This window comes from Burkholderia sp. BCC1644, from assembly GCF_902833225.1.
In the GTDB taxonomy this organism is placed as follows: Bacteria; Pseudomonadota; Gammaproteobacteria; order Burkholderiales; family Burkholderiaceae; genus Burkholderia.
On sequence record NZ_CADFEI010000001.1, the window covers coordinates 17,442 to 42,622 of the forward strand.

At 67.0% G+C, this 25,181-nt stretch carries 25 protein-coding genes; 17 read left to right on the plus strand and 8 right to left on the minus strand.

Annotated features, from left to right (window positions below):
* The first annotated feature begins 26 nt into the window (after nt 1–26).
* From HWX87_RS00100 to HWX87_RS00110, 3 genes are all read left to right on the plus strand, one after another.
* Nucleotides 27–932, plus strand: a complete 906-nt coding sequence (locus HWX87_RS00100) for a LysR family transcriptional regulator (protein WP_176045077.1) — start codon at nt 27–29, stop codon at nt 930–932.
* 160 nt (nt 933–1,092) lie between these two features.
* A complete protein-coding gene (locus HWX87_RS00105; RefSeq protein WP_176045078.1) occupies nt 1,093–1,677 on the plus strand; it encodes a hypothetical protein in 585 nt (194 codons plus the stop codon).
* A gap of 10 nt (nt 1,678–1,687) precedes the next feature.
* Complete coding sequence (locus HWX87_RS00110) at nt 1,688–2,146, plus strand: DUF3592 domain-containing protein (protein WP_176045079.1); 459 nt, start codon at nt 1,688–1,690, stop codon at nt 2,144–2,146.
* Nucleotides 2,147–2,158: 12 nt separating this feature from the next.
* On the opposite strand, the gene HWX87_RS00115 is transcribed toward HWX87_RS00110, so the two are convergent.
* Nucleotides 2,159–3,040 carry a LysR family transcriptional regulator gene (locus tag HWX87_RS00115; RefSeq protein WP_176045698.1) on the minus strand — a complete coding sequence of 294 codons (882 nt, stop codon included), beginning with the start codon at nt 3,038–3,040 and terminating at the stop codon, nt 2,159–2,161.
* A gap of 135 nt (nt 3,041–3,175) precedes the next feature.
* On the opposite strand from HWX87_RS00115, the gene HWX87_RS00120 reads away from it, so the two are divergent.
* Together HWX87_RS00120 and HWX87_RS00125 are read left to right on the plus strand one after the other, a co-directional pair.
* Nucleotides 3,176–4,567: an MFS transporter gene (locus tag HWX87_RS00120; protein ID WP_176045080.1), complete on the plus strand. Its 1,392-nt coding sequence runs from the start codon at nt 3,176–3,178 to the stop codon at nt 4,565–4,567.
* A gap of 130 nt (nt 4,568–4,697) precedes the next feature.
* Complete coding sequence (locus tag HWX87_RS00125; protein ID WP_176045081.1) at nt 4,698–5,492, plus strand: enoyl-CoA hydratase; 795 nt, start codon at nt 4,698–4,700, stop codon at nt 5,490–5,492.
* A gap of 205 nt (nt 5,493–5,697) precedes the next feature.
* Here HWX87_RS00125 and alr read toward each other — a convergent pair whose 3' ends face one another.
* Entirely contained in the window at nt 5,698–6,819 is a 1,122-nt protein-coding gene (gene alr / locus HWX87_RS00130; RefSeq protein WP_176045082.1) for an alanine racemase, read from the minus strand.
* A 301-nt stretch (nt 6,820–7,120) separates the two neighbouring features.
* Here alr and HWX87_RS00135 point away from each other — a divergent pair, with 301 nt between their 5' ends.
* Nucleotides 7,121–7,492, plus strand: coding sequence for an MAPEG family protein (locus tag HWX87_RS00135; RefSeq protein WP_176045083.1), 372 nt, complete (start codon nt 7,121–7,123; stop codon nt 7,490–7,492).
* Between the two features lie 43 nt (nt 7,493–7,535).
* On the opposite strand, the gene HWX87_RS00140 is transcribed toward HWX87_RS00135, so the two are convergent.
* The gene (locus HWX87_RS00140; RefSeq protein ID WP_176045084.1) at nt 7,536–8,483 is read right to left on the minus strand and encodes a LysR family transcriptional regulator; all 948 of its coding nucleotides are present in this window, start codon (nt 8,481–8,483) and stop codon (nt 7,536–7,538) included.
* Nucleotides 8,484–8,602: 119 nt separating this feature from the next.
* Between HWX87_RS00140 and HWX87_RS00145 the strand changes: the two genes are divergently transcribed.
* The 10 genes from HWX87_RS00145 to HWX87_RS00190 all read left to right on the plus strand — a co-directional run bounded on the left by HWX87_RS00145 (nt 8,603) and on the right by HWX87_RS00190 (nt 19,445).
* Entirely contained in the window at nt 8,603–12,142 is a 3,540-nt protein-coding gene (locus HWX87_RS00145) for an ABC transporter ATP-binding protein (protein ID WP_176045085.1), read from the plus strand.
* A 393-nt stretch (nt 12,143–12,535) separates the two neighbouring features.
* On the plus strand, nt 12,536–13,288 hold the full coding sequence (gene glnH, locus HWX87_RS00150; protein WP_176045086.1) for a glutamine ABC transporter substrate-binding protein GlnH: 753 nt from the start codon (nt 12,536–12,538) through the stop codon (nt 13,286–13,288).
* A 15-nt stretch (nt 13,289–13,303) separates the two neighbouring features.
* A complete protein-coding gene (gene glnP / locus HWX87_RS00155; RefSeq protein ID WP_176045087.1) occupies nt 13,304–14,011 on the plus strand; it encodes a glutamine ABC transporter permease GlnP in 708 nt (235 codons plus the stop codon).
* Nucleotides 14,008–14,736 carry a glutamine ABC transporter ATP-binding protein GlnQ gene (glnQ, locus tag HWX87_RS00160; protein ID WP_059237091.1) on the plus strand — a complete coding sequence of 243 codons (729 nt, stop codon included), beginning with the start codon at nt 14,008–14,010 and terminating at the stop codon, nt 14,734–14,736. The genes glnP and glnQ overlap by 4 nt, the downstream gene beginning before the upstream one ends.
* Nucleotides 14,737–14,756: 20 nt before the next feature.
* On the plus strand, nt 14,757–15,806 hold the full coding sequence (locus HWX87_RS00165; RefSeq protein WP_176045088.1) for a C45 family peptidase: 1,050 nt from the start codon (nt 14,757–14,759) through the stop codon (nt 15,804–15,806).
* Nucleotides 15,807–15,821: 15 nt separating this feature from the next.
* Entirely contained in the window at nt 15,822–17,156 is a 1,335-nt protein-coding gene (locus HWX87_RS00170; RefSeq protein WP_176045089.1) for an aspartate aminotransferase family protein, read from the plus strand.
* Nucleotides 17,157–17,185: 29 nt separating this feature from the next.
* A complete protein-coding gene (locus HWX87_RS00175; RefSeq protein ID WP_176045090.1) occupies nt 17,186–17,740 on the plus strand; it encodes a carboxymuconolactone decarboxylase family protein in 555 nt (184 codons plus the stop codon).
* Nucleotides 17,741–17,900: 160 nt separating this feature from the next.
* Nucleotides 17,901–18,638, plus strand: coding sequence for an extensin (locus HWX87_RS37920; protein ID WP_244137577.1), 738 nt, complete (start codon nt 17,901–17,903; stop codon nt 18,636–18,638).
* Nucleotides 18,639–18,807: 169 nt separating this feature from the next.
* Nucleotides 18,808–19,053: an AbrB/MazE/SpoVT family DNA-binding domain-containing protein gene (locus tag HWX87_RS00185; protein WP_176045092.1), complete on the plus strand. Its 246-nt coding sequence runs from the start codon at nt 18,808–18,810 to the stop codon at nt 19,051–19,053.
* Nucleotides 19,050–19,445: a type II toxin-antitoxin system VapC family toxin gene (locus HWX87_RS00190; RefSeq protein ID WP_176045093.1), complete on the plus strand. Its 396-nt coding sequence runs from the start codon at nt 19,050–19,052 to the stop codon at nt 19,443–19,445. Before HWX87_RS00185 ends, HWX87_RS00190 begins: the two co-directional genes overlap by 4 nt.
* Before the next feature lie 117 nt (nt 19,446–19,562).
* On the opposite strand, the gene ahpF is transcribed toward HWX87_RS00190, so the two are convergent.
* From ahpF to HWX87_RS00215, 5 genes are all read right to left on the minus strand, one after another.
* On the minus strand, nt 19,563–21,161 hold the full coding sequence (gene ahpF / locus HWX87_RS00195) for an alkyl hydroperoxide reductase subunit F (protein ID WP_176045094.1): 1,599 nt from the start codon (nt 21,159–21,161) through the stop codon (nt 19,563–19,565).
* A gap of 128 nt (nt 21,162–21,289) precedes the next feature.
* Entirely contained in the window at nt 21,290–21,853 is a 564-nt protein-coding gene (ahpC, locus tag HWX87_RS00200) for an alkyl hydroperoxide reductase subunit C (protein WP_006488685.1), read from the minus strand.
* A 366-nt stretch (nt 21,854–22,219) separates the two neighbouring features.
* Complete coding sequence (locus tag HWX87_RS00205; protein ID WP_176045095.1) at nt 22,220–22,585, minus strand: type II toxin-antitoxin system VapC family toxin; 366 nt, start codon at nt 22,583–22,585, stop codon at nt 22,220–22,222.
* Nucleotides 22,579–22,797 carry a ribbon-helix-helix protein, CopG family gene (locus HWX87_RS00210; protein WP_048251327.1) on the minus strand — a complete coding sequence of 73 codons (219 nt, stop codon included), beginning with the start codon at nt 22,795–22,797 and terminating at the stop codon, nt 22,579–22,581. The genes HWX87_RS00205 and HWX87_RS00210 overlap by 7 nt, the downstream gene beginning before the upstream one ends.
* Before the next feature lie 125 nt (nt 22,798–22,922).
* Entirely contained in the window at nt 22,923–23,819 is an 897-nt protein-coding gene (locus HWX87_RS00215; protein WP_176045096.1) for a LysR substrate-binding domain-containing protein, read from the minus strand.
* A 177-nt stretch (nt 23,820–23,996) separates the two neighbouring features.
* On the opposite strand from HWX87_RS00215, the gene HWX87_RS00220 reads away from it, so the two are divergent.
* Nucleotides 23,997–25,163 (plus strand): branched-chain amino acid ABC transporter substrate-binding protein, encoded by a 1,167-nt coding sequence (locus HWX87_RS00220; RefSeq protein WP_176045097.1) that lies wholly within the window; start codon nt 23,997–23,999, stop codon nt 25,161–25,163.
* Nucleotides 25,164–25,181: the final 18 nt, after the last annotated feature.

A 25,181-nucleotide genomic window follows, 5' to 3' on the forward strand; every position in this document is an offset into this window, starting at 1 on the left:
TCTTTCGGATGCTTCATATTCGTGCCATGAATAATCTCGCCCGCATTGACCTGAACCTGCTCGTCACGCTGCATGTGTTGCTGAGCGAACATCACATCTCGCGCGCGGCGCTCCGGCTGCACCGGAGCCAACCGGCCGTGAGCCATGCGCTCGCGCGGCTGCGCGAGATCTTCGGCGATCCGCTGCTCGTGCGGCGCGCGGGCCGGCTCGAGCTGACCGCGCGCGCGAACGAACTGGTCGAGCCGCTGAACGACGTCCTCGGGCGGCTCGGCGCGCTGATCGAGCCGCCGGCTTTCGATCCATCGGCGGCCACACGGGTCTTTCGGATCGCGATGTCCGACTACGGTGCGCGGATCGTGCTGCCCGCGCTCGTGAAGACGCTGCGCGCCGACGCGCCGGGCATCGAGTTGATCGTGTCGCAGGCCACGCGCGAGGCGATGCGGATGCAACTGATGGACGGCGAGGTCGATCTCGCGCTCGGCGTGCTGCCTGCATTGCAGCGCGACCTGCATGCCCAGCCGCTGTTCGTCGAGTCGTTCGCGTGCGTGGCCGACGCGAGCCGCCTGCCGCGCCGCGGCGAACTCGCGCTCGACGCGTGGCTCGCGCGGCCGCACGCACTCGTCGCGATGCGCGACGGGATGGACAACGAGGTCGATCGCGCGCTCGCGCGGCTGCGGCACGAGCGGCACATCGCGGTGATCCTGCCGTTCTGGGGTGTCGCGAACGACCTGATCGCGGGCACCGATCTCGTGCTGACCGTCGCGCGCCGCAATCTCGATCGCGTGCGCGACGACGCGCGGCTGCGCGTGTTCGACCCGCCGTTCCCGATCGATTCGTTCGAGTTCGCGCAACACTGGCATGAACGCCGGCACGGCGACGCCGCACACATCTGGCTGCGCCAGACGATCGCGCGCGTCGCAAGCGGCGGGTAGTGGCGGGTAGCGGCGGGTAGCGGCGTCGCATGGCCGGCGGCGCTCGCAATTTACAGCGCACGATGATGTCCGTATCCTGCCGGATGCCGAGGGCGGCGTGCCTGCGCGTCATACGCAGCACGCCCGGCATCCACAACAATCAGGAACGGGATACCTTCCAATGAAAATCAAGATCGATCGGGCGACGCTCGTGCGCGGCGCATGCGTGACGCTGGCGGCTGCGCTGATGGGCGGATGTGCAGACACCGGACAGCAGAATGCACCGCAGGCTGCCGCCGGCAGCGGTTCGTCCTATACGTGCAACCCTACGCAGGTCGACGGGCAGGCAACGGCCGGAAAGGGCGTCAACGGGTGCTATTTCGTGCTGCACGATCCCGCGACGAAACAGGCGCTGCCGAACACGCACTATGCGTTTGCGCTTTACACGAGCGCGGCCCAGGACAGCCGGGAGCTCGAAGTCGAAGGCACGACCGACGCACAGGGGCGCACGGTCTACATGCGTTCCGCCGCGCCGATCGATGCGGCGCGCATGATACTCGTGCGCATGATCGGCGATGGCCCGACCGGGCGTATCCCGGTGCTGGTCCGGCCGACCGACGGCAAGCGCATTCCGTTCGCGCAATACAAGATCACGGGCTGCAACGGCCCGTACGAAGGCATGACCGACGAAACGGGGCGCGGCGTGATGTACCGCTGCAAGGCGCAATCGAAGATCGACGTGTCGTTCTATCAGTCGCGTCCGTGAGGCGAGCGAGATGGCGTCCGAATCCGGCCGCACCGCGGCGCAGCGCATGGAGACGCTGTTCGCGAAAGGCGTCCTCTTTACCTTGGTCGGCGCGGGCTTGCTGACCGGTGTCGCGCTGTATGCGCAGTCGACGCGCGAATTTCTGCGGACGTCGGTCGTCGTGCCGGGCCGCGTCGTCAAGCTGAACGCAGGCCCGCATCACCCGGAGATCGCGTTCACGACGCTCGCGGGCGAGCACGTCGAGTATCCGCAGGGCGGTGAGGTCAGCGAGCAGGACGGCGCGACGGTCGAGGTCCGCTACGCGCCCGACGCGCCCGCGATGACCGCTCGGCTGAATACGTTCGGCGCGATCTGGGGCGACGTGCTGACCTTCGGTGTGATGGGTGCGGTGTTTTTCGGCGCGGGCGCCGGGCACCTGTGGTCGGGCGTGCGCATGTGGCGCAGCGCGCGCCAGCCGGCCGCGCGCTGACGCGGCGGCCCGCTATAGGGCGGCGGGCCCGGCGGTCGCGAATTCGTCGACCACGGCTTCGATCACGGCCTGCACGCGCGCGGTCTTGTAGAGATCGGCGTGGGCGACGAGCCACACGTCGAAATGATTGCAGCGCCGCGCCATCAGACGCACCAGTTCCGGTTCGGCATCGGCGCGAAAGCACGGCAGCTCCGCAATGCCGAGCCCCGCCAGCGCGGCTTCCACCAGCATCATCGTCGACGATGTCTGGAACATCACGCGGCCGCGCGAAGTCGGTTCGCCGCACAGCGCGTCCCACATCGTCGGCACCACCGGCTGCTGGTACATCACCAGATCGTGTCCGTCGAACGCGCTACCCGCGACCGGTTCGCCGCGCTCGGCCAGGTAGCGGCGCGATGCGTAGATGCCCGTTTCGAGATGCCCGAGCCGCCTGACGATCAGGTCCGGCGATTCCGGCCGCAACGTGCGGATCGCGAGGTCGGCTTCGCGGCGCGTGAGGTTGGCGATTTCCGCCGACGTCACGCACACGACGTCGATGCCCGCATGCCTGCGCCGCAGGCGGGCGATCGCCGGCACCACGAAGCGCTTGCCGAGCGAGTCGGTCGTGGCGATGCGCACGGACCCGGCCAATTGCTCGTCGAGCCCCATCACGCGGCGCTCGATCGTGAGCGACGCCCGTTCCATCGTTTCGGCCGGCTCGAGCAGCGCTTCGCCGGCGGTCGTCAGCACATAGAGGGCCGGCGTGCGCAGAAACAGGCGGGCCGAGAGCTCGTCCTCGAGCGCGGCGATCCGGCGTCCCACCGTCGCCTGATCGACATTCAGCTGCGCCGCGGCGCCGCGCAGCGTGCCGGTGCGCGCCAGGGCGAGGAAGAAGCGGGCGTTGTCCCAGTTCATGCGGATCGATTGTGTCATCGGGCAAGCGGCGGCGGACGGGCAGGGGGATGCAGATCTGCATCAGGCAAATGCGAAATTATCACTTTTCTGCATCGCGCACCGTTCCTAGACTCCCGGCATCTGCCTGGAGGTGTCATGTCCGATTGCAATCCCGTTCCCGTTTCCGTTCCCCTGACGGCCGCGAGCCGCCCGACGGCGCGTGAGCAGCGCTTCACGCTGGCGCTGGTCGCGATCGGCATGTTCATGGCGGTCCTCGATTCGACGATCGTCAACGTGGCGCTGCCCGCGATGCGCACGAGCCTCGGCGCGACGGTCGCCGAACTCGCGTGGATCGTCGACGCCTATACGCTCAGCTTCGCCGCGCTGATCCTCGCGGGCGGCGCGCTGTCCGACCGGTTCGGCGCGAAGCATGTGTATCTCGCGGGGCTGGCGCTGTTCGTCGCCGCATCGGCGGCGTGCGGCGTCGCGTCGTCCGTGGCGATCCTCGTGGCCGCGCGCTTCGTGCAGGGCATGGGCGCCGCGCTCTTTTTGCCCGCGTCGCTCGCGGTCGTGCGCAGCACCTTCGACGTGCCGGCCGAGCGGGCACGGGCGATCGCGGTCTGGGCCGGCATCGCGTCGGTTGCGGTCGCGGTGGGGCCGGTGCTGGGCGGCATCCTCGTCGACGATTTCGGCTGGCGCAGCGCGTTCCTGATCAATGTGCCGACCGGCGCGGTCGCTTTTGCCGGGGCGGCCGTGCTCGTCGCGGCGTCGACCGCGCGGCATGCGCACCCGTTCGACTGGGCCGGCCAGGGTGTCGGTGCGGCGGCGCTCGGCGCGCTGTGTTTTGCGGTGATCGAATTGCCGACGCGCGGGCCGGGGGCGGCGGAAGTCCGCTGCGCGCTGCTGGCCGCCGCGTGCGCGGCAGCCGTGCTGGTCGTGGTCGAGCGGCGTGCGCGTCATCCGATGGTGCCGCTGGCGTGGTTTCGCAATCGCGTCTTCGTCGCGATGAACCTGATGGGCAGCCTCGTCTACGTCGGCTACTTCGGGTTGCTGTTCGTGCTGAGCCTGTACCTGCACGGGCGCTTCGGCATGAGTGCGCGGCAGACCGGGATGACGCTGTTGCCGTTCGCGCTGAGCCTGTCGCTCGGCAACCTGCTGTCGGGAAAGCTGCATGACCGGGTGCGCCCGGTCACGCTGATGGCAAACGGTCTCGGGATGGCGGCGCTGGCCATTCCGGCGATCGCCGTCGCGCTCACGCTGCGTGCGCCGTGGCCGGTGGTCTGGGCGGCCATGGCCGCGTTCGGCACCGGCACCGCGTTGTCGGTGGCGCCGATGATCGCGACCGTGCTCGAACAGGTGCCCGCGGATGCGGCCGGCGTGGCATCCGGTTTCCTCAATGCGGCGAGACAGGCCGGAAGCCTGTTCGGCGTGGCCATCGCCGGCGCCGCGACGATACTGTTGCCGGATCTGACCGACGCGCTGTGGGCGGTCGCGGCGCTCGGATGCGTCGCCTATGCGAGCGCCGCTTTTGCCGCACGGACGGCATGACGCAACGCGCGTGACTGGACGCGACACGGAATGTGGAGGACCATTTCTTCGACCGGCCGCGAACGCGCGTCTGTGCCGGCCGCGCGTTTGTGCCGAAACGAATCCTGCCGCATTCGACGAGCGAAACACCATGGAACCCGATCAAGAGACTGCCGAGCCGATCCTGCTGCGTGAAGATCACGACGGCGTCGTCACGCTGCGGTTGAATCGCCCGCAGCAATTCAATGCGTTGTCCGAGGCGATGCTCGCGAGCCTGCACGATGCGTTCGATACGCTGGCGGCCGATCCGCACGTGCGCTGCGTGGTGCTGGCCGCCGAGGGCAAGGCATTCTGCGCGGGCCACGACCTGCGGCAGATGCGCGGCAAGCCCGACCTCGGCTACTACCGCACGCTGTTCGCGCAGTGCAGCCGCGTGATGCTCGCGATGCGCGCATTGCCGGTGCCGGTGATCGCGCGCGTGCAAGGCATCGCGACGGCGGCCGGCTGCCAGCTCGTTGCCGCATCCGACCTCGCGATCGCCGCCGATACCGCACGCTTCGCGGTATCGGGCATCAACGTCGGGCTGTTCTGCTCGACGCCGGCCGTTGCGCTGAGCCGCAACGTCACCGTGAAGCGCGCGTTCGACATGCTCGTGACCGGGCGCTTCGTCGATGCGGCGACGGCTGCCGCGTGGGGGCTCGTCAACGAGGCCGTGCCCGAGGACGCGCTCGACGCGGCCATCGCGCGCAAGGTGGCGGAGATCGTCGCGAAGAGCCCGGCCGCGGTGCGGTACGGCAAGCAGATGTTCTATCGCCAGCGCGAGTTGCCGCTCGATGAAGCCTATGCGTATGCGGGCGACGTGATGGCGCGCAACATGATGGAAGAGGATGCCGGCGAGGGGATCGACGCGTTCCTCGAAAAGCGGAAGCCGACATGGCGTTCGTAACGCGTTCCCGGTGAATTACGCACCGGCACGCCCGAATGCCGGAACGCCGGAATGCCGGAATGCCGGAATGCCGGAATGCCGGAATGCCGGAATGCCGGAATGCCGGAATGCCGAAACGCCGAAACGCCGAAACGCCGAAACGCCGGCACGCAAACGGGCCGCCCGAGGCGGCCCGCAGTCAACGCGGCAGGTGCATCGACGCCGATCAGCGCCCGTAGCTCCCCGTGCGCAGCGCCGGCTGCACGGTCGACGCACCGGGCGGCACGATCACGACCGGCACGCGGGGCGCGAGCGCGCACATCAGCTCGTAGCCGATCGTGCCGCTGGCTTCCGCGACATCGTCCACCTTCACCTGGTCACCCCACAGCTCGACGCTCGACCCGATGCCCGCGTTCGGGCACGGCGTCAGGTCGACGGTCAGCATGTCCATCGACACGCGGCCGACGATGCGCGTCATCACGCCGTCCACCGCGATCGGCGTGCCGGTCGGCGCGTGGCGCGGATAGCCGTCCGCGTAACCGCACGCGACGACGCCGATCCGCATCGGCTGGTCGGCCGTGAAGCGGCGGCCGTAGCCGACGGTTTCTTCCGGCGACAGCGTCTGCACGCCGATGAGCTTGCTCGTCAGCGTCATCGCGGCCATCAGCGGCGTGTCGGCAATATGCCGTGACGCGCCCGTCGGCGATGCGCCGTACAGGATCGTGCCGGGCCGCACCCAGTCGCGGTGCGCGCGCGGATGCCACAGCACGGCCGCCGAATTCGACACCGAGCGCTCGCCCGGAATGCCGGCCGTGGTCGCGTCGAACTGGTCGAGCTGCCAGTCGACTTCGCCTTCGTCGGCGTTCGCGAAATGCATCATCAGCGTGATCTTGCCGATCGACGGTGCGCTCGCCGCTCGCTCCCACGCCGCACGGAAAACGCCGGGGCGATAGCCGAGCCGGTTCATCCCGGAGTTCATCTTGAGCTGGATGTCGATCGGCTGTTGCGGCTTCGCGGCGATCAGCAGGTCGAGCTGCTCGTCGCAGTGCACGGTCACCGTCAGCCGGTGGCGATCGGCCAGTTCGACGTCGGCCGGCTCGAAGATGCCCTCGAGCAACAGCACGGGCTTGTCCCAGCCGAGTTCGCGCACGCGCACGGCTTCGTCGAGATCGAGCAGCCCGATGCCGTCGGCGGCCGCGAGGCCCGGGTAGATGCGCTCGATGCCGTGGCCGTACGCGTTGGCCTTGATCACGGCCCACACGCGCGATTGCGCGGCGGTGCGGCGGATGAAGTCGAGGTTGTGGCGGATGGCGTCAGGGCGGATGTGGGCGACGATGGGACGGGGCATGGGATGGCTCGGGTCGGATGTCGTTCGGCGCGCGGCGGCGCGGATTGAAACGGCGGTCTGGCGCGATAGTGCGTCAGGGTAGTGTTGAGCGCTATCTTATTGGTGTTCGACCAGTTTTAATTAACGTATTTGTCGACGATTTGGTGGAAATTTTGGCGGTCACGCTGATCGGTCGCGGCCGCCCGCACCCGGTGCGGCCGAGTCTCCCGTCTAGAAAACCGGTGCGCGAACAGCGTGCTGCAATGCTAAGCTCTCGGCGATCTTGTCATTGATCAATGTAATCATAACGGAGGAGACTTTGATGACGACGTCCCAGCTGTGCCTGTTCATCGTGGCGGTGTTGCCGTTCCCGATGACGTTCCTGGCCAAGGCCCGCAAGGGCTACGACAATCGCGCGCCGCGCGATTACCTGGCGAAGCTCGAAGGCTGGCGCGCCCGGGCCCAGGCTGTGCATCAGAATTCATGGGAAGCGCTTGCGCTGTTCACGGCCGCGCTGGTGGTGGCATGGCACAACGGCGCGAACGTGCATCGCGTCGATCAGCTTGCGATGGCGTTCGTCGCGATCCGCATCGTCTATGCGCTGATGTACCTGCTGAACTGGGCGTCGTTGCGTTCGCTGGTGTGGTTTGGCGGGATGGCGTGCGTCGTCGCGCTGTTCTTCGCTACGCCGTAAGCAGCCGGCAAGCGATGCGAGGCCGGCTTCACGTGCCGGCCCGTCAGGCGCCGCCCGCGCCCCGTGCGTGACTGTCGTTGGATGCGGGCGCAACCATCTTCGCGACGAACGGCGGCGCTTCCGCTTCGCTGCGCAGGAACGCGATCAACGGGTCGAGCAGCCGGTGCCGCGTCGACGGATGGCGGCGCAGCACGAAACACCACGACGCATCGCGTGCGAGGCCCGGCACCAGCGGCACCAGGCGCCCGCTGCGCAGTTCGGGTTCGATCAGCGGCACGCGGCCGAGCGCGATGCCCGCACCGCCGACCGCCGCGCCGATCACCTGGCTGAAGCTGCTGTATCGGACGATCTTCGTTTCGAAATCGCCCGGCAAACCGAATTCCGACGTCCAGTTGCGCCAGTCGATCTCGGGGCTGTCCTCGTGCATTTCCTGCAGCAGCCGCGAGCGGCACACATGCCCCGATGCGTACGGAAACAGTTCGGGGCTGCAGACCGGAAACACGGTTTCCCGCAGCAGCACGTCGTCGTCGGCTCGCAGCCGGTGCGCGGGCACGTGCACGATCGCCAGATCGACGCCGCTTCGCGCGAAATCCGGTTCTTCGTCGAGGACGACGGCATGCAGCGGTGTTTCGGGATGAAGCGACGAGAATTCCGCGAGACGGCGCGCGAGCCACATCGACGAAAACGGCGCGTTGGCAGACACGGTCAGCCGTTGCGCGGTGCCGCGAATCTCGGCACACGCGTCGGTGAGACGCGACAGCGCATCGCTGACGGCCGGCAGCAGGCGCGCGCCGGCCGGCGTGAGGCCGATGCCGCCGAGCCCCGTGCTGCGTTCGAGCAGCCGCGCACCCAGCGATTCCTCGAGCGAGCGGATCTGGTGACTGACCGCGCTGGTCGACACGTTCAGCTCGACCGCTGCGCGCGCGAACCCGCCGAGGCGGACGGCCGCTTCGAAAGCACGCAGTGCGCTGAGGGGAGGAAGGTGCGACATGGCGGGTATTGTAGTTGACTCAACACCCGTTGAAAAATCATCTTTTGCCGCGCGTGGACGGCGCGGGTAGCCTCGATCCGGTCAAGAAAAAAGCAACGAATTACTGACTGGAGGGCAACATGTATTTCGACCGACGACTATGGGCAATGATGGCGGGACTGCGCTGGCGCGTAGCCGCGGCCGTCGCGCTCGGGCTGCTCGCGATGGGTGTCGGCATCCTGCGTTTCGTATTTCTCGGGCGCGTGCTGGCGCTGGTTTTTTCCGGGGCGCCGGTACGCAGCATCGGCGAGGCCGTCGTTGCAACGGCGGCCTGCGTGCTGTTGCGCGCGTGGCTCGACCATCGCCGCACGGTGCTCGCGCAGCATACGGCCGGACGCGTACAGGCCACGCTGCGCGCGCGGCTGTTCGACCGGATCGCCGCGCTCGGCCCCGCGTGGTTCAGCGGCGAACGCACGGGCGGCGTGATGCTGGCCGTCGTCGACGGCGTCGAGCAGCTGCAAACCTTCTTCGGCGTCTACCTGCCGCAGCTCGTGATCGCCGCGTGCGCGCCGGTCATGATCTTCGCGGTGCTCGCATGGTGGGACGTGCCGACGGCCGCGATCCTGCTGGTCGCGGCGCTCGTGACGCTCGCGTTGCCGCAGCTCGTGCATCGTGCCGACAAGCGTGCGGCGCTCGCGCGCTCGGCCGCGTTCAAGGCGTTCGGCGAGGAGTTTCTCGACGCGGTGCAGGGCCTGCCGACGCTGAAGGCGTTCGGGCAGAGCACGGCATTCGGCGCGAAGCTGGCCGCGAAGGCGCGTGCGCTGTCCGACAGCACGTTCTGGGTGCTCGCGCTCGGCCTGCTGACGCGGTTCTTCACCGATCTCGGCACGGGCCTGGGCGCGGCCGCAGCGATCGCGGTGGGCGCATGGCGCGTGCGGCACGGCGACATGAGTCTCGAGGCATTGCTGATCGTGCTGATGGCCGGCAGCGAAATCTTCCGGCCGCTGCGCGACCTGCGTTCCGTGTTGCACCAGGGGATGATCGGCCAGTCGGCCGCGAACGCGATCCATGCGCTGCTCGACGCGGGCAGCCAGGCACCGGCCGCCGACGCGCCGCGCGTGACGGGCTTGCGGCCGGAGATCGCGTTCGACGACGTCAGCTTCGCGTATCCGGGGCGCCGCGCGGATGCGCATGCGGCGCTGAGCTTCACGGTGCGCGAAGGCGAGACGGTCGCCATCGTCGGGCCGAGCGGCGCGGGCAAGTCCACGATCGTGCGCCTGTTGCTGCGCCAGCACGATGCACAGGGCGGTGCAGTGCGGATCGGCGGCCACGACGTGCGCACGCTCGACGCCGGCCAGGTGCGCGAAATGATCGCGGTGGTCGCGCAGGACGCGACACTGTTCGATGGCAGCGTGGCCGACAACCTGCGGCTCGGCCGTCCCGATGCAAGCGATGCCGACATGATCGCGGCCGCGCGCGCCGCCAACGCGCACGATTTCATTTCGGCGCTGCCCGACGGCTACGCGACGCGCATCGGCGAACGCGGGCTCATGCTGTCCGGCGGCCAGCGCCAGCGCATCGCGATTGCCCGCGCGCTGCTGCGCGATGCGCCGATCCTGCTGCTCGACGAGGCGCTGTCGTCGGTCGACGCGGAAAATGAAGCACTGATCCAGCAGGCGCTCGACCGGCTCACGCGCGGCCGGACGACGCTCGTGCTCGCGCACCGGTTGTCCAGCGTGATCGGCGCAGACCGCATTCTCGTGCTCGACCAGGGGCAGGTGGTCGACGAAGGCACGCACGCGGCGCTGATCGCGCGCGACGGCCCGTATCGCCGGCTGATGGGGCCGCAACTGGAGGCGGTCGCCGAATCCATCGGCGCGGCGGCGACGGCAGGCGCCACGGCGCGTGCGTCGTCGGGTCCGCAGGTGCGGCCGCTGAACGACGACGCGGCGACGATCGGCTGGCCGGAAACATTGCAGACGCTGCTGCGCTTCGTGCAGCCGTGGAAGGGCAAGGTGGCGCTGACCGTGCTGTTCGGGATCGGCCGCGTGCTCGCGTTCATCGGCGTCGGCGTGATCGGCGCACGGGTGGTCGGTGCGGTGTCGTCCGGCCACGTGAGCACCACGCTCGTCGTCGCGCTGCTCGTGATCGCGCCGGTGGCGGCCGTGCTGCACTGGCTCGAATCGTGGCTCGCGCACGACATGGCGTACCGGCTGCTCGCGGAAATGCGCATCGCGCTGTTCGCGACGCTCGAACGCCTCGCGCCGGCCGGACTGCTGCGCCGCCGTTCCGGCGATCTCGTGTCGCTCGCGACGCAGGACGTCGAGACCGTCGAATATTTCTATGCGCACACACTCGCGCCCGCGTTCGTCGCGGTGTTGGTGCCGGCCGGCGTGCTGGTGCTGCTCGCGTCGATTGCGTGGCCGCTCGCGCTCGTGCTGCTGCCGTTCCTGCTGTGGGCCGGGCTGGCGCCCGTGCTCGCGCGGCGCGACGTCGACCGGCTCGGCACCGGCGCGCGCGAAGCGCTCGGCCAGCTCGGCGCGCACCTGACCGAAACGATCCAGGGGCTCGCGGAACTGACCGCGTTCCAGGCGATCGTGCGCCGCCGGGAAGCGTTCCTGGCCGAGGTCGATGCGTATCGCCGGCAGCGCGCGAAGCTGCTCGACGACCTGTCGACGCAAAGCGCCGCGCTGGAAGTCGCGAGCGGCCTCGGCGGGCTGGCCGTCGCGGCGCTTGGTGCGCTGCTGTGCGCGCGCGGCTGGTTTCCGCACGAGTCGTTGCCGCTACTGGTGCTGGTCGCCGTGGCCGCGTTCATGCCGGTGGCCGAAATCGGCCAGGTTGCGCGCCAGCTGGCGGACACGATCGCGTCGACGCGCCGCTTGCGCGCGCTGGAGAAGGAGCCCGTGACCGTGACGGACGGCACGCACGCGATGCCCGGCAATCCGGCCGTGCGTTTCGAGGCGGCGTCGTTCACCTATCCGGGCCGCGGCGTACCCGCGATCGATCGCGTGAGCTTCGAGGTGCCGCCGGGCAGCACGGTCGCGCTGGTCGGCGCGTCGGGCGCCGGCAAGTCGACGGTCGCGAGCCTGCTGCTGCGCTTCTGGGATCCGCAGCAGGGCCGCGTGACGCTCGGCGGCGTCGACCTGCGCGACCTGCGGCTCGACGACCTGCGGCAGCACATCGCGCTGGTTGCGCAGGATACCTACCTGTTCAACGACACACTGGAGACGAACATCCGGCTCGCCGCGAACGACGCGTCCGGCGCGGACGTGCAGCGCGCGATCGACCATGCGGCGCTCGGCGATTTCGTTGCGCGGCTGCCGGACGGGCTCGCGACGCGCGTCGGCGAGCGCGGCGTGCAGCTGTCGGGCGGCCAGCGCCAGCGCGTCGCGATCGCGCGTGCATTCCTGAAGGATGCGCCCGTGCTGATCCTCGACGAGGCGACGTCCCATCTGGACACGATCAGCGAGCAGCAGATCCGCGCGGCGCTGGAAGACCTGATGACGCAGCGCACGTCGATCATCATCGCGCACCGGTTGTCGACCGTGCGCAATGCCGACCTGATCCTCGTGATGGAGCAGGGCAGCGTGATCGAAGCGGGAAGCCACGTGGACCTGCTGGCGCGGCAGGGCGCGTACGCGCGGCTCGTGTCGCATCAGGCGAGCGGGGTGGCCGCGTGATCGACGCGGCATCGGCGCGTCGCCGTCCGGCAATGTCCCGGGAATCCCGCAACCCACGTTGAGCTGCGCCGGCGGTTGCCGGTTTCGCGCGCACGGCCACCCGGCACGGCGCCGCCATCTTCTCCCCACGCGCGGCCATTCGCGGCAGCGCGATCCGGCGGGACGTCCTGTCCCGCCTTCTTCCCGTTTCCTCCGATCAATCCTCCCCGCGCGGCCCGGGTTTGTCTCGATGCATTTATCCGTTGCGGATTTTTTTGTTGTCGTAGTATCGCGTTTGACAACACATGTTGCACTAAGGTCTAATTCGACATCGCATGTTGCGGTGCGGCCTGATGTCGTCGTTACCGCCGGCCGGCTGGCCGGTTACATCGCTCAATCATGCGGAGAGAAACCATGAGTCGCCGTTCCTTCCTGAAAGCCGTCGCGGTCGCCGCCGCGCTCGGCGCAAGCATCGCCCACGCGGATACCAAGACGCTCGTCGTCGGGACCGATACGTCGTTCATGCCGTTCGAGTTCAAGCAGGGCGACAAGTACGTCGGCTTCGATCTCGACCTGTGGGCCGAGATCGCGAAGGACCAGGGCTGGAAGTACACGATCCAGCCGATGGATTTCGCGGGCCTGATCCCGGCGCTGCAGACGCAGAACATCGACGTCGCGCTGTCGGGGATGACGATCAAGGAAGAGCGCAAGAAGGCGATCGACTTCTCCGCGCCGTACTACGACAGCGGCCTGGCCGCGATGGTGCAGACCGGCAACACGTCGATCAAGTCGATCGACGACCTGAACGGCAAGGTGATCGCCGCGAAGACGGGCACCGCGACGATCGACTGGATCAAGGCGCATCTGAAACCGAAGGAGATCCGCCAGTTCCCGAACATCGACCAGGCCTACCTCGCGCTCGAAGCCGGCCGCGTCGACGCGGCGATGCACGACACGCCGAACGTGCTGTTCTTCGTGAACAACGAAGGCAAGGGCAAGGTGAAGGTCGCGGGCCAGCCGGTCAGCGGCGACAAGTACGGGATGGGTTTCCCGAAGGGCAGCCCGCTCGTGCCGAAGGTCAATGCGTCGCTCGTGAAGATCAAGGCCGACGGCCGTTACGCGCAGATCTACAAGAAGTGGTTCGGCGCCGAGCCGCCGAAGATGTAAGCGCGACGGCGCGCCATGGCGCGGCCGGGTGGCCGCGCCGGTCTTGAATCGAACGGGGAGCGACAAGTGAATTTCGATTGGTCGGCGATCTGGGCGGCGTTGCCGGACCTGATGGATGGGGTCCGGTTGACGGTGTTCATCGCATTTTTCGGGCTGGTGGGCGGCTTCGTCGTCGGGATGATCGCGGGGATGTTCCGCGCATACGGACCGAAGGCGATGAACGTGCTCGCACAGGTCTATATTGAGTTGATTCGCGGCACGCCGATCGTCGTGCAGGTGATGTTCCTGTACTTCGCGCTGCCGCTGCTCGCGCACATCCGCATCGACGGCCTGACGGCCGCGATCATCGCGATCACGGTGAATTCCGGCGCGTATCTCGCGGAAGTGGTGCGCGGCGCGCTGCTGTCGATCCCGAAGGGGCTGACGGAAGCTGGGCTCGCGATGGGCTTGTCGATGCCGCGCGTGCTGCTCAAGGTGGTCGGGCCGCTCGCGTTCCGGCGGCTGATTCCGCCGCTCGGCAACCAGTGCATCGTGAGCCTGAAGGACACGTCGCTGTTCATCGTGATCGGCGTCGGCGAACTGACGCGCAAGGGGCAGGAAATCATCGCGGGCAATTTCCAGGCGGTCGAGATCTGGAGCGCCGTGGCCGTCATCTACCTGTTGCTGACCGGCGCCATGACGTTGACGCTGCGGCTCGTCGAGAAGAGGATGAGAATCCTATGAGCATGATCGAATTCCAGAACGTGTCGAAGAGCTTCGGCCACGTGCCGGTGCTGAAGCACATCGACCTGAAGATCGACGCGGGCGAGGTGGTCGTCGTGATCGGCCCGTCCGGCTCGGGCAAGTCGACGATGCTGCGCTGTATCAACGCGCTCGAGAAAATCACCGGCGGCGAACTGCTCGTCGACGGCCAGAGCGTGCGCGGCAACGCGACGACGATCCGCAACATCCGGCTCGAAGCCGGGATGGTGTTCCAGCAGTTCAACCTGTTTCCGCAAATGACGGCGCTCGAGAACGTGATGTTCGGGCCGATCCAGGTGCGCGGCGCGTCGCGCGCCGACGCACGCGACCAGGCGATGGCGCTGCTCGACAAGGTCGGCCTCGAATCGCGCGCGAATCATTATCCGTCGGAGCTGTCGGGCGGCCAGCAGCAGCGCGTCGCGATCGCGCGTGCGCTCGCGATCCGGCCGCGGCTGATGCTGTTCGACGAGCCGACGTCGGCGCTCGATCCGGAATTGCGCCACGAAGTGCTGAAAGTGATGCAGGATCTCGCGACCGAAGGGATGACGATGATCGTCGTCACGCACGAAATCGGCTTTGCGAAGCGGGTCGGCACGCGGCTGCTGTTCATGGATCAGGGCGGCATTGCCGAGGACGGCCATCCGGTCGACCTGATCGACCGGCCGCCGACGCCGCGCCTGAAGGAATTCCTGAAACACGTGTCCTGAACGAAACCGAAATAGCCGACATGCCGCTTTCCCTTTCCCCCGTCATCGCCGGTGCGCCGTTCGACATCGGCGTGCGCCTCGGCGAGCTTGCCCGCCCCGTATTCGACACGTACATGCAGCAGAGCAGCGCATGGCAGGCCGTGCGCCGCTGGCGCGGCCATCCATTCGTCGATGCGCTGCGGCAGGCTGCGCTGGCCGCGTACCCCGACCTCGTCGCGGAGCTGGACGGGATCGCGGCCGGCGTCGGCTGGCCGGCCGAGGACATCTTCCTGTGGAACTGCCGCGGCGAGCTGATCCACAACGCGCCGGACGGCTGCACGACGCTCGCCGCGCGCGGCGCCAACGGCACGCGCTGGATCGCGCACAACGAGGACGGCGATCCGTTCCTGCGCGAGCGTTGCCTGCTCGTCGACGTGCAGCCGGCGGGCAAGCCGGGGTTCATCAGTTTCTATTACCCCGGTTCACTGCCGGGTCATACGTTTGCCGCGAACCGCGCGGGCATAGCGCAAGCGATCAACAATCTGCGGATCCGCACGCCTCAGCCGGGCGTGCCGCGCATGATCCTCGCGCGTGCGGTGCTCGACGCGACGTCGCTCGACGCGGCCGTCGACGTGTTGCGCGCGCATGCGCGCGCGAGCGGTTTTCATCACACGCTCGGGGCGACCGGCGATGAACGCTTGCTGAGCATCGAAGCGAGCGTCGCGCGCTGTTCGGTGATCGACGTCGCGCGGCTCGCGGGTCACGCGAACCATCTCGTGCATCCCGGTTGCGACGCACAAGCGCAGATCGTCACGCAATCGTCGGCCGACCGCCAGCGCCGCGTCGACGCACTGACGCCCGGCATCGACGCGATCGACGAAGCCGCGCTGCTCGACGTGCTCGGCGATCGCGCGCCGGAAGGGCTGCCGATCTACCGCGACGATCCGGCCGATCCCGACGACGAGAACACGCTGGCCACCGCCGTGTTCGCGATCGGTGCGGCATCGATCGACTTCACCATTCACCAACACGGCACGCAGCGTTTCGCGACGCGCATCGTGCCGTCCGGACGCGCGCACGACGCGTCCTGATCCATGAGGCAACGCATGACGACCGTTTTCCATCGCGCTCCGCGCGCCACCTTGCCCGTTGCCGTCGCCGGCGACGGCATCGAGATCATCGATTCGACCGGCAAACGCTATATCGACGCCTGCGGCGGCGCGGCCGTGTCGTGTCTCGGCCACAGCAACCAGCGCGTGATCGACGCGATCAAGCGGCAGGTGCAGCAACTGGCATACGCGCATACGTCGTTCTTCACGACCGACGTGGCCGAGGAACTCGCCGACCGGCTCGTCGATGCCGCGCCGGCCGGTCTCGAACACGTGTACTTCGTGTCGGGTGGCTCCGAAGCGATCGAGGCCGCGCTGAAGCTCGCACGCCAGTACTTCGTCGAGAAGGGCGAGCCGCAGCGCCGGCATTTCATCGCACGGCGGCAGAGCTATCACGGCAACACGCTCGGCGCACTCGCGATCGGCGGCAACGCCTGGCGGCGCGAGCCGTTCCTGCCCCTGCTGATCGAAGCGCACCACGTAAGCCCGTGTTATGCGTACCGCGACCAGCAGTCGGGCGAAACCGACGAAGCGTATGCACAGCGTCTCGCGGACGAGCTCGAACGGAAGATCGTCGAACTCGGCGCGGAAAACGTTGCGGCGTTCGTCGCGGAAACGGTGGTCGGCGCAACGGCCGGCGCGGTGCCGCCGGTGCGCACGTATCTGAAGAAGATTCGCGCGGTGTGCGACAAGTACGGCGTGCTGCTGATTCTCGACGAGATCATGTCGGGGATGGGGCGTACGGGATATCTGTACGCCTGCGAAGAAGACGGCGTCGCGCCCGACCTGCTGACGATCGCGAAAGGGCTCGGCGCCGGCTACCAGCCGATCGGCGCGACGCTGGTGAGCGACCGCATCTACCGGACGATCGTCGACGGCTCGGGTTTCTTCCAGCACGGTCACACGTACCTCGGCCACGCGACCGCCTGTGCGGCCGCGCTCGAAGTACAGCGCGTGATCGCCGAAGAGAAGCTGCTCGACAACGTGAAGGCGCGTGGCGAGCAACTGCGTGCATCGTTGCGCGAGCACTACGGCGCGCATCCGCATGTCGGTGACGTGCGCGGCCGCGGGCTGTTCGTCGGTATCGAACTCGTGCGCGATCGCGACACCAAGGCGACGTTCGATCCCGCGCTGAAGCTGCATGCGGCGGTCAAGCGCGAAGCGATGCAGCGCGGGTTGATGGTGTATCCGATGGGCGGCACGATCGATGGCGTCCACGGCGATCACATCCTGGTGGCGCCGCCGTTCATCACCACCGCGCAGCAGATCGATACGATCGTCGAGCGACTGTCCGGCGCGATCGGCGCGGCGCTCGCGTCGGCCGGCGCGTGACGGCCTCCGAACCTCACCGGAACATCGACATGACAAACAGATTGCCTCCGTTCGATCCCGCATCGGCCACCGATGAGCAGAAGGCCGTGCTGGCCGACATCCTCAGCGGCCCGCGCGGCAACCTGAACGGGCCGTTCCTCGGCTGGATCGCGAGCCCCGAGCTGGCCCAGCACGCGCAGAAGCTCGGCGCGTTCTGCCGCTATCGCACGGGCCTGCCGCTGCGGCTGTCGGAGCTCGCGATTCTCGTGACGGCCGCACGCTGGCGCTCGCAGGCGGAGTGGCACATCCATCATCCGATCGCACTCGATGCGGGCGTACCGGCGGCGACGGCCGACGCCATTCGGCTCGGCGTCGCGCCCGCCTTCGAATCGGACGACGATGCGCTGATTCATGCATTCGCGAGCGAGCTGTACGACACGCGGCGGGTGAGCGACGCGACGTTCGCACGGGCGCAGGCGCGTTTCGGTCACGAAACCGTTGTGAATCTGGTGGCATTGCTCGGCTATTACGCGCTCGTTGCGATGACGCTGAATACATTCGGCATGCGCGCGGACGGGCAGACGGAATTGCCGTTTCCGGAATAAGGGCGGCGCTTCGATCGTGCCGGAGCAGGGCAGCAATACGTCTGACGAACGTCGCGCCGACCGGCTCCGGGCACAATGCAACCAAATGTATTCATGCGGGATCGACGGCCAATGGCCGCGTATGATGGCTTGTTCACGTCGACATGATCGGTGAGCAAGCATGACGAGTACCCGCAAGACCTTGATGATCGCCGGTGGGCTCCTGGTAGCCGCGGCCGGCACTGCCTACGTGATGCTTCTGCGCGCGGACCACCGTGCGATCGAAGACTCGGGCATCGGCGATTCGGCCGCGCCGGCGGCCGTCGCACCCGCGAACAACGATCACGCGGTGCAGGGCGCCATTGCGCCGTCGGCACCCGCCGCCGCGCCGCCGCAGCAACAGGCCGCTGTTCCGCCGCCTCCATCCGCACCCGCGCGCGTCAGCGCCGCGCCTCCTTCTGCCCCCGCCGTACCGGTCGTCAGCGATAAAGCCGAGCCGGTGACGAAGCCGAGTGCGCCGCCGCCGAAGGTGAATGTCGTGACGGTCGATGCGCAGGATTCGACCCCGCCAGCGCCGCCACCGGCCGCCAAACCGGCCCAGCCGAGCGCACCCGCGCAGGTTACGCAACGCGCGCCGCGCAAGCGCGATGGCCTCGAACGCCATGAGGCCACGACGAAATCCGAAACGCCGGAGACGGCAGCGCTCGTCAGGGAATCGGCGAAGCTCGACCCGTCCTTGCCGCCGCCGCCGATGTCGTCGACGTCATCGATGTCGGCAAGCGCCGGTTCGTACCGGCAGGGCGGTTCTTCGTCGGGTGCGAACCCGGTTGCCGCTGCGATGACCGAGCAACTGGTCAGGCAGTCGAGCAGTTTCAAGGCGTCGCCCTCGGCAAATGGCGATTCGACTGCGACCAAGTAAGCCGCGCGACCCAAACGCGATTTTTGCGAAGACGATCGAGCATCCGGCATTGGGCTGACGTGCTCGTTGCCCGGTGGTCGCAGGCGGTTCGACCTGTTCCGCGGAGGTATCCATCCTTGCGATTTCCGATTCCTTACCTTAAAGTAAGGAAATCTGAATTGGAGGCGCTATGGCATCGGCAACCGTGACATCGAAGGGGCAGGTCACCATACCCGTGGACGTGAGAACCCGCCTGGGTCTTGCGACCGGGGATCGAATCGAGTTCATTCTCAACGAAAAGACCGGGCGGTACGAAGTCGTTCCCGCTACGGATTCGATTACCTCGCTCAAAGGCATCATTCGCAAGCCGGCAAAACCCGTGTCGATCGAGGACATGAATGCCGCGATCGCGGAGCGGGGAGCGTCTGCGCGATGATCGGGCTCGACACGAATGTGCTGGTGAGATATCTCGTGCAGGATGACCCGGTGCAATCGAAGAAAGCGACCCGGCTGGTCGAATCGCTGACTGCCGAGCACCCCGGCTATGTCACGCAGGTTGCGTTGGTTGAAGTTGTTTGGGTGCTTGCGCGGGCCTACGATTCAGATCGCGACGAGATCGCGCAGGTAATCGAGGGGTTATTGCGAACGAAGGAACTGGTCGTCGAAGCTGCGGAGACGGTCTGGAAGGCATTGCGTGTGTATTCCGGTTCGTCCGCCGATTTCTCCGATTGTCTGATCGAACGGACGTGCCATGAGGCGCAATGCCAATACACGATGACGTTTGACGCGAAAGCCGCGAAGGTTGCAGGAATGCGACTCGTCAGTTGAGGGCAATTCGCTATTCGTCTGCGCCTCCAGGCGTCGACACAAAAAAAGGACCCCGCACGCCGACCAAGGCATGCGGGGCCAAGAGAGACAAACTGTTGTGCCGATGTGCGGCGCGCGTTATGCGGCGACCGCTTCCTCGGCTTGCGGCTGCGTAGCGGCCACCGGCGCCACGTCCTGACGGATCAGGTGGTCGAACGCGCCGAGCGATGCCTTCGCGCCTTCACCCACCGCGATCACGATCTGCTTGAACGGCACCGTCGTCACGTCGCCGGCCGCGAACACGCCCGGCACCGACGTCGCGCCGCGCGCATCGACGACGATCTCGCCGTGCTTCGACAGTTCGACCGTGCCTTTCAGCCATTCGGTATTCGGCACGAGGCCGATCTGCACGAACACGCCTTCGAGATCGATGCGCTGCGTGTCGCCCGAGCGCAGGTCCTTGTAGACGAGCCCGTTCAGCTTGCTGCCGTCGCCGGTCAGCTCGATCGTTTGCGCCTGCGTGACGATCGTGACGTTCGGCAGGCTGCGCAGCTTGCGCTGCAGGACTTCATCCGCGCGCAGTTGCGCGCCGTATTCGATCAGCGTGACGGCCTTCACGATGCCGGCCAGGTCGATCGCGGCCTCGACGCCCGAGTTGCCGCCGCCGACCACCGCGACACGCTTGCCCTTGAACAGCGGGCCGTCGCAGTGCGGGCAGTACGCGACACCGCGGTTGCGGTATTCGCGCTCGCCCGGCACGTTGATTTCGCGCCAGCGCGCGCCGGTCGCGAGGACGATCGTCTTCGCCTTCAGCACCGCGCCGTTCGCGAGGCGGATCTGGTGCACGTCGCCGGGAATCAGCGCGTCAGCGCGCTGCACGTCCATGATGTCGACGTCGTACTGCTTCACGTGCTGCTCGAGTGCCGTTGCGAACTTCGGCCCTTCGGTTTCCTGCACCGACACGAAGTTCTCGATCGCCATCGTGTCGAGTACCTGGCCGCCGAAACGCTCGGCGACGACGCCCGTCGCGATGCCCTTGCGGGCCGAGTAGATGGCGGCTGCCGCGCCTGCCGGGCCGCCGCCGACGATCAGCGTGTCGAACACCGGCTTGTTTTCGAGCGACTTCGCGGCGCGTTCGCCGGCACCCGTGTCGAGCTTCGCGAGGATTTCCTTCACGCTGCTGCGGCCCTGGCCGAACGAGGCGCCGTTCAGGAACATCGTCGGCACGGCCATGATCTGGCGCGCCTCGACTTCATCCTGGAACAGCGCGCCGTCGATCGCGACGTGGCGGATGCGCGGGTTGATCAGCGACATCACGTTCAGCGCCTGCACGACTTCCGGGCAGTTCTGGCACGACAGCGAGAAAAACGTTTCGAACGCGTAGTCGCCGTCGAGCGCGCGGATCTGTTCGATCACGTCGTCGTCGAGCTTGATCGGGTGGCCGCCCGTCTGCAGCAGTGCGAGCACGAGCGACGTGAATTCATGGCCCATCGGGATGCCGGCGAAGCGGATGCCGGCCGGCTTGCCGGGCTCGCCGATCGAGAACGACGGCTTGCGCTCGGCGTCGTCGCGGCGTTCGGTCACGGTCACGCGATCCGTCAGCGACGCAATCTCGTTCAGCAGCGCCAGCAGTTCCTGCGATTTCGCGCTGTCGTCGAGCGAGGCGACGAGTTCGATCGGGCGCGTGATTTTTTCGAGGTACGCTTTGAGTTGGTTCTTGAGATTGGCGTCGAGCATGGCGTTTCGGATTCCGTATTGATTATGCTGGTCGGGCACGTCGTGCCGAAGGAGGGCGCGGGCCGCGCGCTGCGGCGGCCCGTCTTCGCGTGTCTCGCGCGCCTCGTGCGAGGCGCGCGGAGCGATCGTCAGATCTTGCCGATCAGGTCGAGCGACGGGGTCAGCGTTTCCGCACCCGGCGTCCACTTGGCCGGGCACACTTCACCCGGGTGCGCCGCGATGTATTGCGCAGCCTGCACCTTGCGCAGCAGTTCGCCTGCGTCGCGGCCGATGCCGTTGTCGTGGATTTCGCACAGCTTGATCTCGCCTTCCGGGTTGATCACGAACGTGCCGCGCAGGGCCATCCCTTCTTCCTCGATCAGCACGTCGAAGTTGCGCGACAGCGTGAGCGTCGGGTCGCCGATCATCGGATACTTGATCTTGCCGATCGTGTCCGACGTGTCGTGCCATGCCTTGTGCGTGAAGTGCGTGTCGGTCGACACGCCGTAGATTTCGACACCCAGCTTCTGGAATTCCGCGTAACGGTCGGCGAGGTCGCCCAGCTCGGTCGGGCAAACGAACGTGAAGTCGGCCGGGTAGAACACGACGACGGACCACTTGCCCTTGAAGTTCTCTTCCGAGACGGGCACGAAATCGCCGTTGTGGTAAGCGGTTGCCTTGAACGGCTTGATTTGGGTGTTGATGATCGGCATCTGGAGAATTCCTTGTCTTCAGTGGTGAGTGGAGTGTTGCCAGTATCCGGGTTCACCCTGAGTTTGTGAAATTGCTTGTTTCAATCCGGGGCATCGGGATTTTCTATCTGCTTCCGGCCCTTGATTGTGCGGGGGCGCCGGGCGGCGGGCATCCAATCGAAGCAAGCGTGAAGGGAGAGGGTGTGCAGCTGCGTGGATCGATACCTTCACAATCCCGATGCAAAGCAGGGTGACGAGCGATTCGGCTGCGCCGTGCTCGGCGAACGGGTCGATTTTCCGTCGACGTACACGCGATACTTCTTGCAGAAGCGCTTGAGCGCAAATGCGTCACGCTGACGCATCTGCATGACCACCGCGCGTATCGGTTCAGATCTGATACGGCATTCGAACGCCGGGTTCGGTGGCGGGGAAGTCCTTCGTGTTGCGCGACACAAGCAGCAGCCCGTTCACTTGCGCCGATGCCCAGACGATCGCGTCGGGCAGGCGGATGCGACGCTCCTGGCGAATGGTCACGGCGCGATTCGCAATCGTGCTGTCGAGCGCGATGACATCGAATGACGAGAGCCAGGCGCGAGTCGTGGCTTCGTGATGTGCGGACGTGCCGACAAGAACCTCCATCCACGAGATCATGCTGATCGCACGATAGTGGTAGCGGGCCAGTTCGACGCGGGCCGATTCCACGCCGCCCAGATAGTCGATCAGGATATTGGTGTCGAACAGGGCTTTTACCATTCCGAGCGCATTTCCTCCTGATACGCCAGGCCGTCGACCGTGCGATCTTTCCAGAGACCGAATGCGTCGTCGGCGAGCGGACGTTTGTGCAGGGCAATGTAGGCATCAATCGCGTCGCGAATGATCGCGGCGCGGGGACGATGTTCAGTCTCGACGATAGCGGCCAACTCGTCGAGTTGGCCATCCGACAGATCCACCAGAATCCGGCTCATGACAGCCTCCGATATATGATATGCATATCATATATACTCGATCCGGCGCTTGCAAGACTCGGGCGGGTGCGGTGGGTGCTGCGTTCGCGTAAACCGCTGTCCGGCAACGCGAGAAGGAGCGTCGCTCAAATCCCCGCCATCTTCCTCAACCACGCCGCCAGCCGCCGTGCGCCGTCCGGCATGTCCGCGTCCTCGCGCGTGCACAGGTAGTAGTCGCGCCCGTCGTCGAGTACGTGATCGAACAGCTTCACGAGCTCGCCGTTCGCCAGCTCGCGCTCGACCAGCGGCGCGCGCAGCAGCGCCGCGCCGAGATCCGCGCGCGCCGCGCTCAGCGTGAGTTGCCCATCCTCGAACATCGGCCCTACCGCGTGCGACACATGCCGCACGCCGGCGCCCTGCAGCCAGTTGACCCACGTGCTGCGATCCTCGTCGTGCACGAGCGGTGCGCGCGCGAGATCGGCGGGCGTGCGGAACGGCCCATGGCGCTTCAGGAACGACGGGCTGCACATCGGCACCATCGCGCCCGGCAGCAGCCGCTCGCAGCGGTAGTCGGGCCAGTCTCCGGTGCCGAAGCGGATCGACAGGTCCGACGCGTCGCTCCGGTAATTGCGGTGATGCGCGTACAGCACCGTGACGTCGACGTCCGTGTTGTCGGCGAGGAACGCGTGCAGCCGTGGAATGAACCAGCCGATGCCGAGCAGCGGGATCAGGCTGACGGTGATCTGCCGCAGCGACGAGCGGTCGCGCACGAAGCGCGTCGCGCTGCGCAGCACCGAGAACGCGGCGCTGATCGAGCGGTAGTAATCGCGGCCTTCGTCGGTGAGCGCGAGCAGCCGGCCCTCGCGCACCGTCAGCGGCGTCTGGATGAACGCTTCGAGCAGTTGCAGCTGATGGCTGACGGCCGACGGCGTGATGTCGAGCTCGCCTGCCGCCGCGGTGACCGACCCGAGACGCGCAAACGCTTCGAATGCACGCACCGCACGCAGCGGTGGATCGTGCGGCAATTGTTCGATATTTTTCATGTATCGAATTTTATCGAAAAGTCAGGGTAAGCGACAACATGAAAATATCCTTTGTTTACGGGGATATACGTTAATGTGTCGGGAACGGCATAAGCATCCAACAATTGGGTATTTGGGGTTTGGGTGTTGAATATTTAATATTTTTCATGTTTTGATCCGATTCACCGATCCCCGCACATGAAAATCGCATTTCTCCCTGCCAGCCTCGCATTCTCGGCCGCCGCCCTGGTCGCCTCCGTTCCCGCGTTCGCACAATCCGCGCCGCAGACGATCCTGATCGGTCTTGCCGCGCCGCTCACCGGCCCGTCCGCGCGGATCGGCAAGGATCTGCAGAACGGCGCACAACTCGCGATCGACGACGCGAACGCGAAGCATCCCACCATCGGCGGCAAGCCGGTCGTCTACAAGCTCGTCGCCGCCGACGACCAGTCCGATCCGCGCACGGCCGTCGCGGTTGCGCAGCAGCTCGTCGACCAGCACGTGATCGGCGTCGTCGGCCACTGGAACACGGGCTGCAGCGTGCCGGCAGCGCGCGTGTACCGCGATGCGGGCATCCCGCAGATCGCGCCGGCATCCACCGGCCATCAATACACGCAGCAGGGCTACGCGACGGCGTTCCGCATCATGGGTCACGACGACGCGGGCGGCAATTTCACCGGCGCGTATGCGGTGAAGACGCTGAAGGCGAAGCGCATCGCGGTGATCGACGATCGCACGTCGTTCGGCGCAGGGCTCGCCGACCAGTTCATCAAGGGCGTGCAGGCGAACGGCGGCGCGATCGTCGATCGCCAGTACGTGAACGACAAGACGACCGACTTCAGCGGCGTGCTGACGGCGATCAAGGGCAAGCGCGCTGATCTCGTGTTCTTCGGCGGCCTCGATGCGCAGGCCGCGCCGATCTCCCGCCGGATGCGCCAGCTCGGCGTGAACGCGCCGCTGCTCGGCGCGGGCGGTTTCGTGAGCCAGACCTTCCTGTCGCTCGCGGGCAAGGACGGCGACGGCGTGACCGCGCTCGAACCGGGCCTGCCGCTTGACCGGATGCCGGGCGGCAAGGCGTTCGACACGCAATACCAGGCGCGCTTCCATGCACCGATCGAACTGCATGCGCCGTTCGCGTACGACGCGGCCGCCACGCTGATCGCGGCCGCGCAGAAGGCCGGCACGACGCAGCCGGCGAAGCTCGTCGCGGCGGTGCGCGCGATCGACCGGCCGGGCGTGACGGGGCGCGTCGCGTTCGACGCCGAAGGCAACCTGAAGGACCCGGCCTTCACGATCTACCAGGTGCGCGGCGGCAAGTGGACCGTCGTCGACGTGCTCGGCGGCGCGCGCACCGCAGCCAAGTAAGCAACCAGACAACCAAGA

Excerpts from the sequence above, each read along its gene's own strand:
- HWX87_RS00100 (WP_176045077.1), top strand. The coding sequence starts at position 27 with ATGAATAATCTCGCCCGCATTGACCTGAACCTGCTCGTCACGCTGCAT.
- HWX87_RS00105 (WP_176045078.1), top strand. The coding sequence starts at position 1,093 with ATGAAAATCAAGATCGATCGGGCGACGCTCGTGCGCGGCGCATGCGTG.
- HWX87_RS00110 (WP_176045079.1), top strand. The coding sequence starts at position 1,688 with ATGGCGTCCGAATCCGGCCGCACCGCGGCGCAGCGCATGGAGACGCTG.
- HWX87_RS00115 (WP_176045698.1), bottom strand. The coding sequence starts at position 3,040 with ATGAACTGGGACAACGCCCGCTTCTTCCTCGCCCTGGCGCGCACCGGC.
- HWX87_RS00120 (WP_176045080.1), top strand. The coding sequence starts at position 3,176 with ATGTCCGATTGCAATCCCGTTCCCGTTTCCGTTCCCCTGACGGCCGCG.
- HWX87_RS00125 (WP_176045081.1), top strand. The coding sequence starts at position 4,698 with ATGGAACCCGATCAAGAGACTGCCGAGCCGATCCTGCTGCGTGAAGAT.
- alr (WP_176045082.1), bottom strand. The coding sequence starts at position 6,819 with ATGCCCCGTCCCATCGTCGCCCACATCCGCCCTGACGCCATCCGCCAC.
- HWX87_RS00135 (WP_176045083.1), top strand. The coding sequence starts at position 7,121 with ATGACGACGTCCCAGCTGTGCCTGTTCATCGTGGCGGTGTTGCCGTTC.
- HWX87_RS00140 (WP_176045084.1), bottom strand. The coding sequence starts at position 8,483 with ATGTCGCACCTTCCTCCCCTCAGCGCACTGCGTGCTTTCGAAGCGGCC.
- HWX87_RS00145 (WP_176045085.1), top strand. The coding sequence starts at position 8,603 with ATGTATTTCGACCGACGACTATGGGCAATGATGGCGGGACTGCGCTGG.
- glnH (WP_176045086.1), top strand. The coding sequence starts at position 12,536 with ATGAGTCGCCGTTCCTTCCTGAAAGCCGTCGCGGTCGCCGCCGCGCTC.
- glnP (WP_176045087.1), top strand. The coding sequence starts at position 13,304 with ATGGCGCGGCCGGGTGGCCGCGCCGGTCTTGAATCGAACGGGGAGCGA.
- glnQ (WP_059237091.1), top strand. The coding sequence starts at position 14,008 with ATGAGCATGATCGAATTCCAGAACGTGTCGAAGAGCTTCGGCCACGTG.
- HWX87_RS00165 (WP_176045088.1), top strand. The coding sequence starts at position 14,757 with ATGCCGCTTTCCCTTTCCCCCGTCATCGCCGGTGCGCCGTTCGACATC.
- HWX87_RS00170 (WP_176045089.1), top strand. The coding sequence starts at position 15,822 with ATGACGACCGTTTTCCATCGCGCTCCGCGCGCCACCTTGCCCGTTGCC.
- HWX87_RS00175 (WP_176045090.1), top strand. The coding sequence starts at position 17,186 with ATGACAAACAGATTGCCTCCGTTCGATCCCGCATCGGCCACCGATGAG.
- HWX87_RS37920 (WP_244137577.1), top strand. The coding sequence starts at position 17,901 with ATGACGAGTACCCGCAAGACCTTGATGATCGCCGGTGGGCTCCTGGTA.
- HWX87_RS00185 (WP_176045092.1), top strand. The coding sequence starts at position 18,808 with ATGGCATCGGCAACCGTGACATCGAAGGGGCAGGTCACCATACCCGTG.
- HWX87_RS00190 (WP_176045093.1), top strand. The coding sequence starts at position 19,050 with ATGATCGGGCTCGACACGAATGTGCTGGTGAGATATCTCGTGCAGGAT.
- ahpF (WP_176045094.1), bottom strand. The coding sequence starts at position 21,161 with ATGCTCGACGCCAATCTCAAGAACCAACTCAAAGCGTACCTCGAAAAA.
- ahpC (WP_006488685.1), bottom strand. The coding sequence starts at position 21,853 with ATGCCGATCATCAACACCCAAATCAAGCCGTTCAAGGCAACCGCTTAC.
- HWX87_RS00205 (WP_176045095.1), bottom strand. The coding sequence starts at position 22,585 with ATGGTAAAAGCCCTGTTCGACACCAATATCCTGATCGACTATCTGGGC.
- HWX87_RS00210 (WP_048251327.1), bottom strand. The coding sequence starts at position 22,797 with ATGAGCCGGATTCTGGTGGATCTGTCGGATGGCCAACTCGACGAGTTG.
- HWX87_RS00215 (WP_176045096.1), bottom strand. The coding sequence starts at position 23,819 with ATGAAAAATATCGAACAATTGCCGCACGATCCACCGCTGCGTGCGGTG.
- HWX87_RS00220 (WP_176045097.1), top strand. The coding sequence starts at position 23,997 with ATGAAAATCGCATTTCTCCCTGCCAGCCTCGCATTCTCGGCCGCCGCC.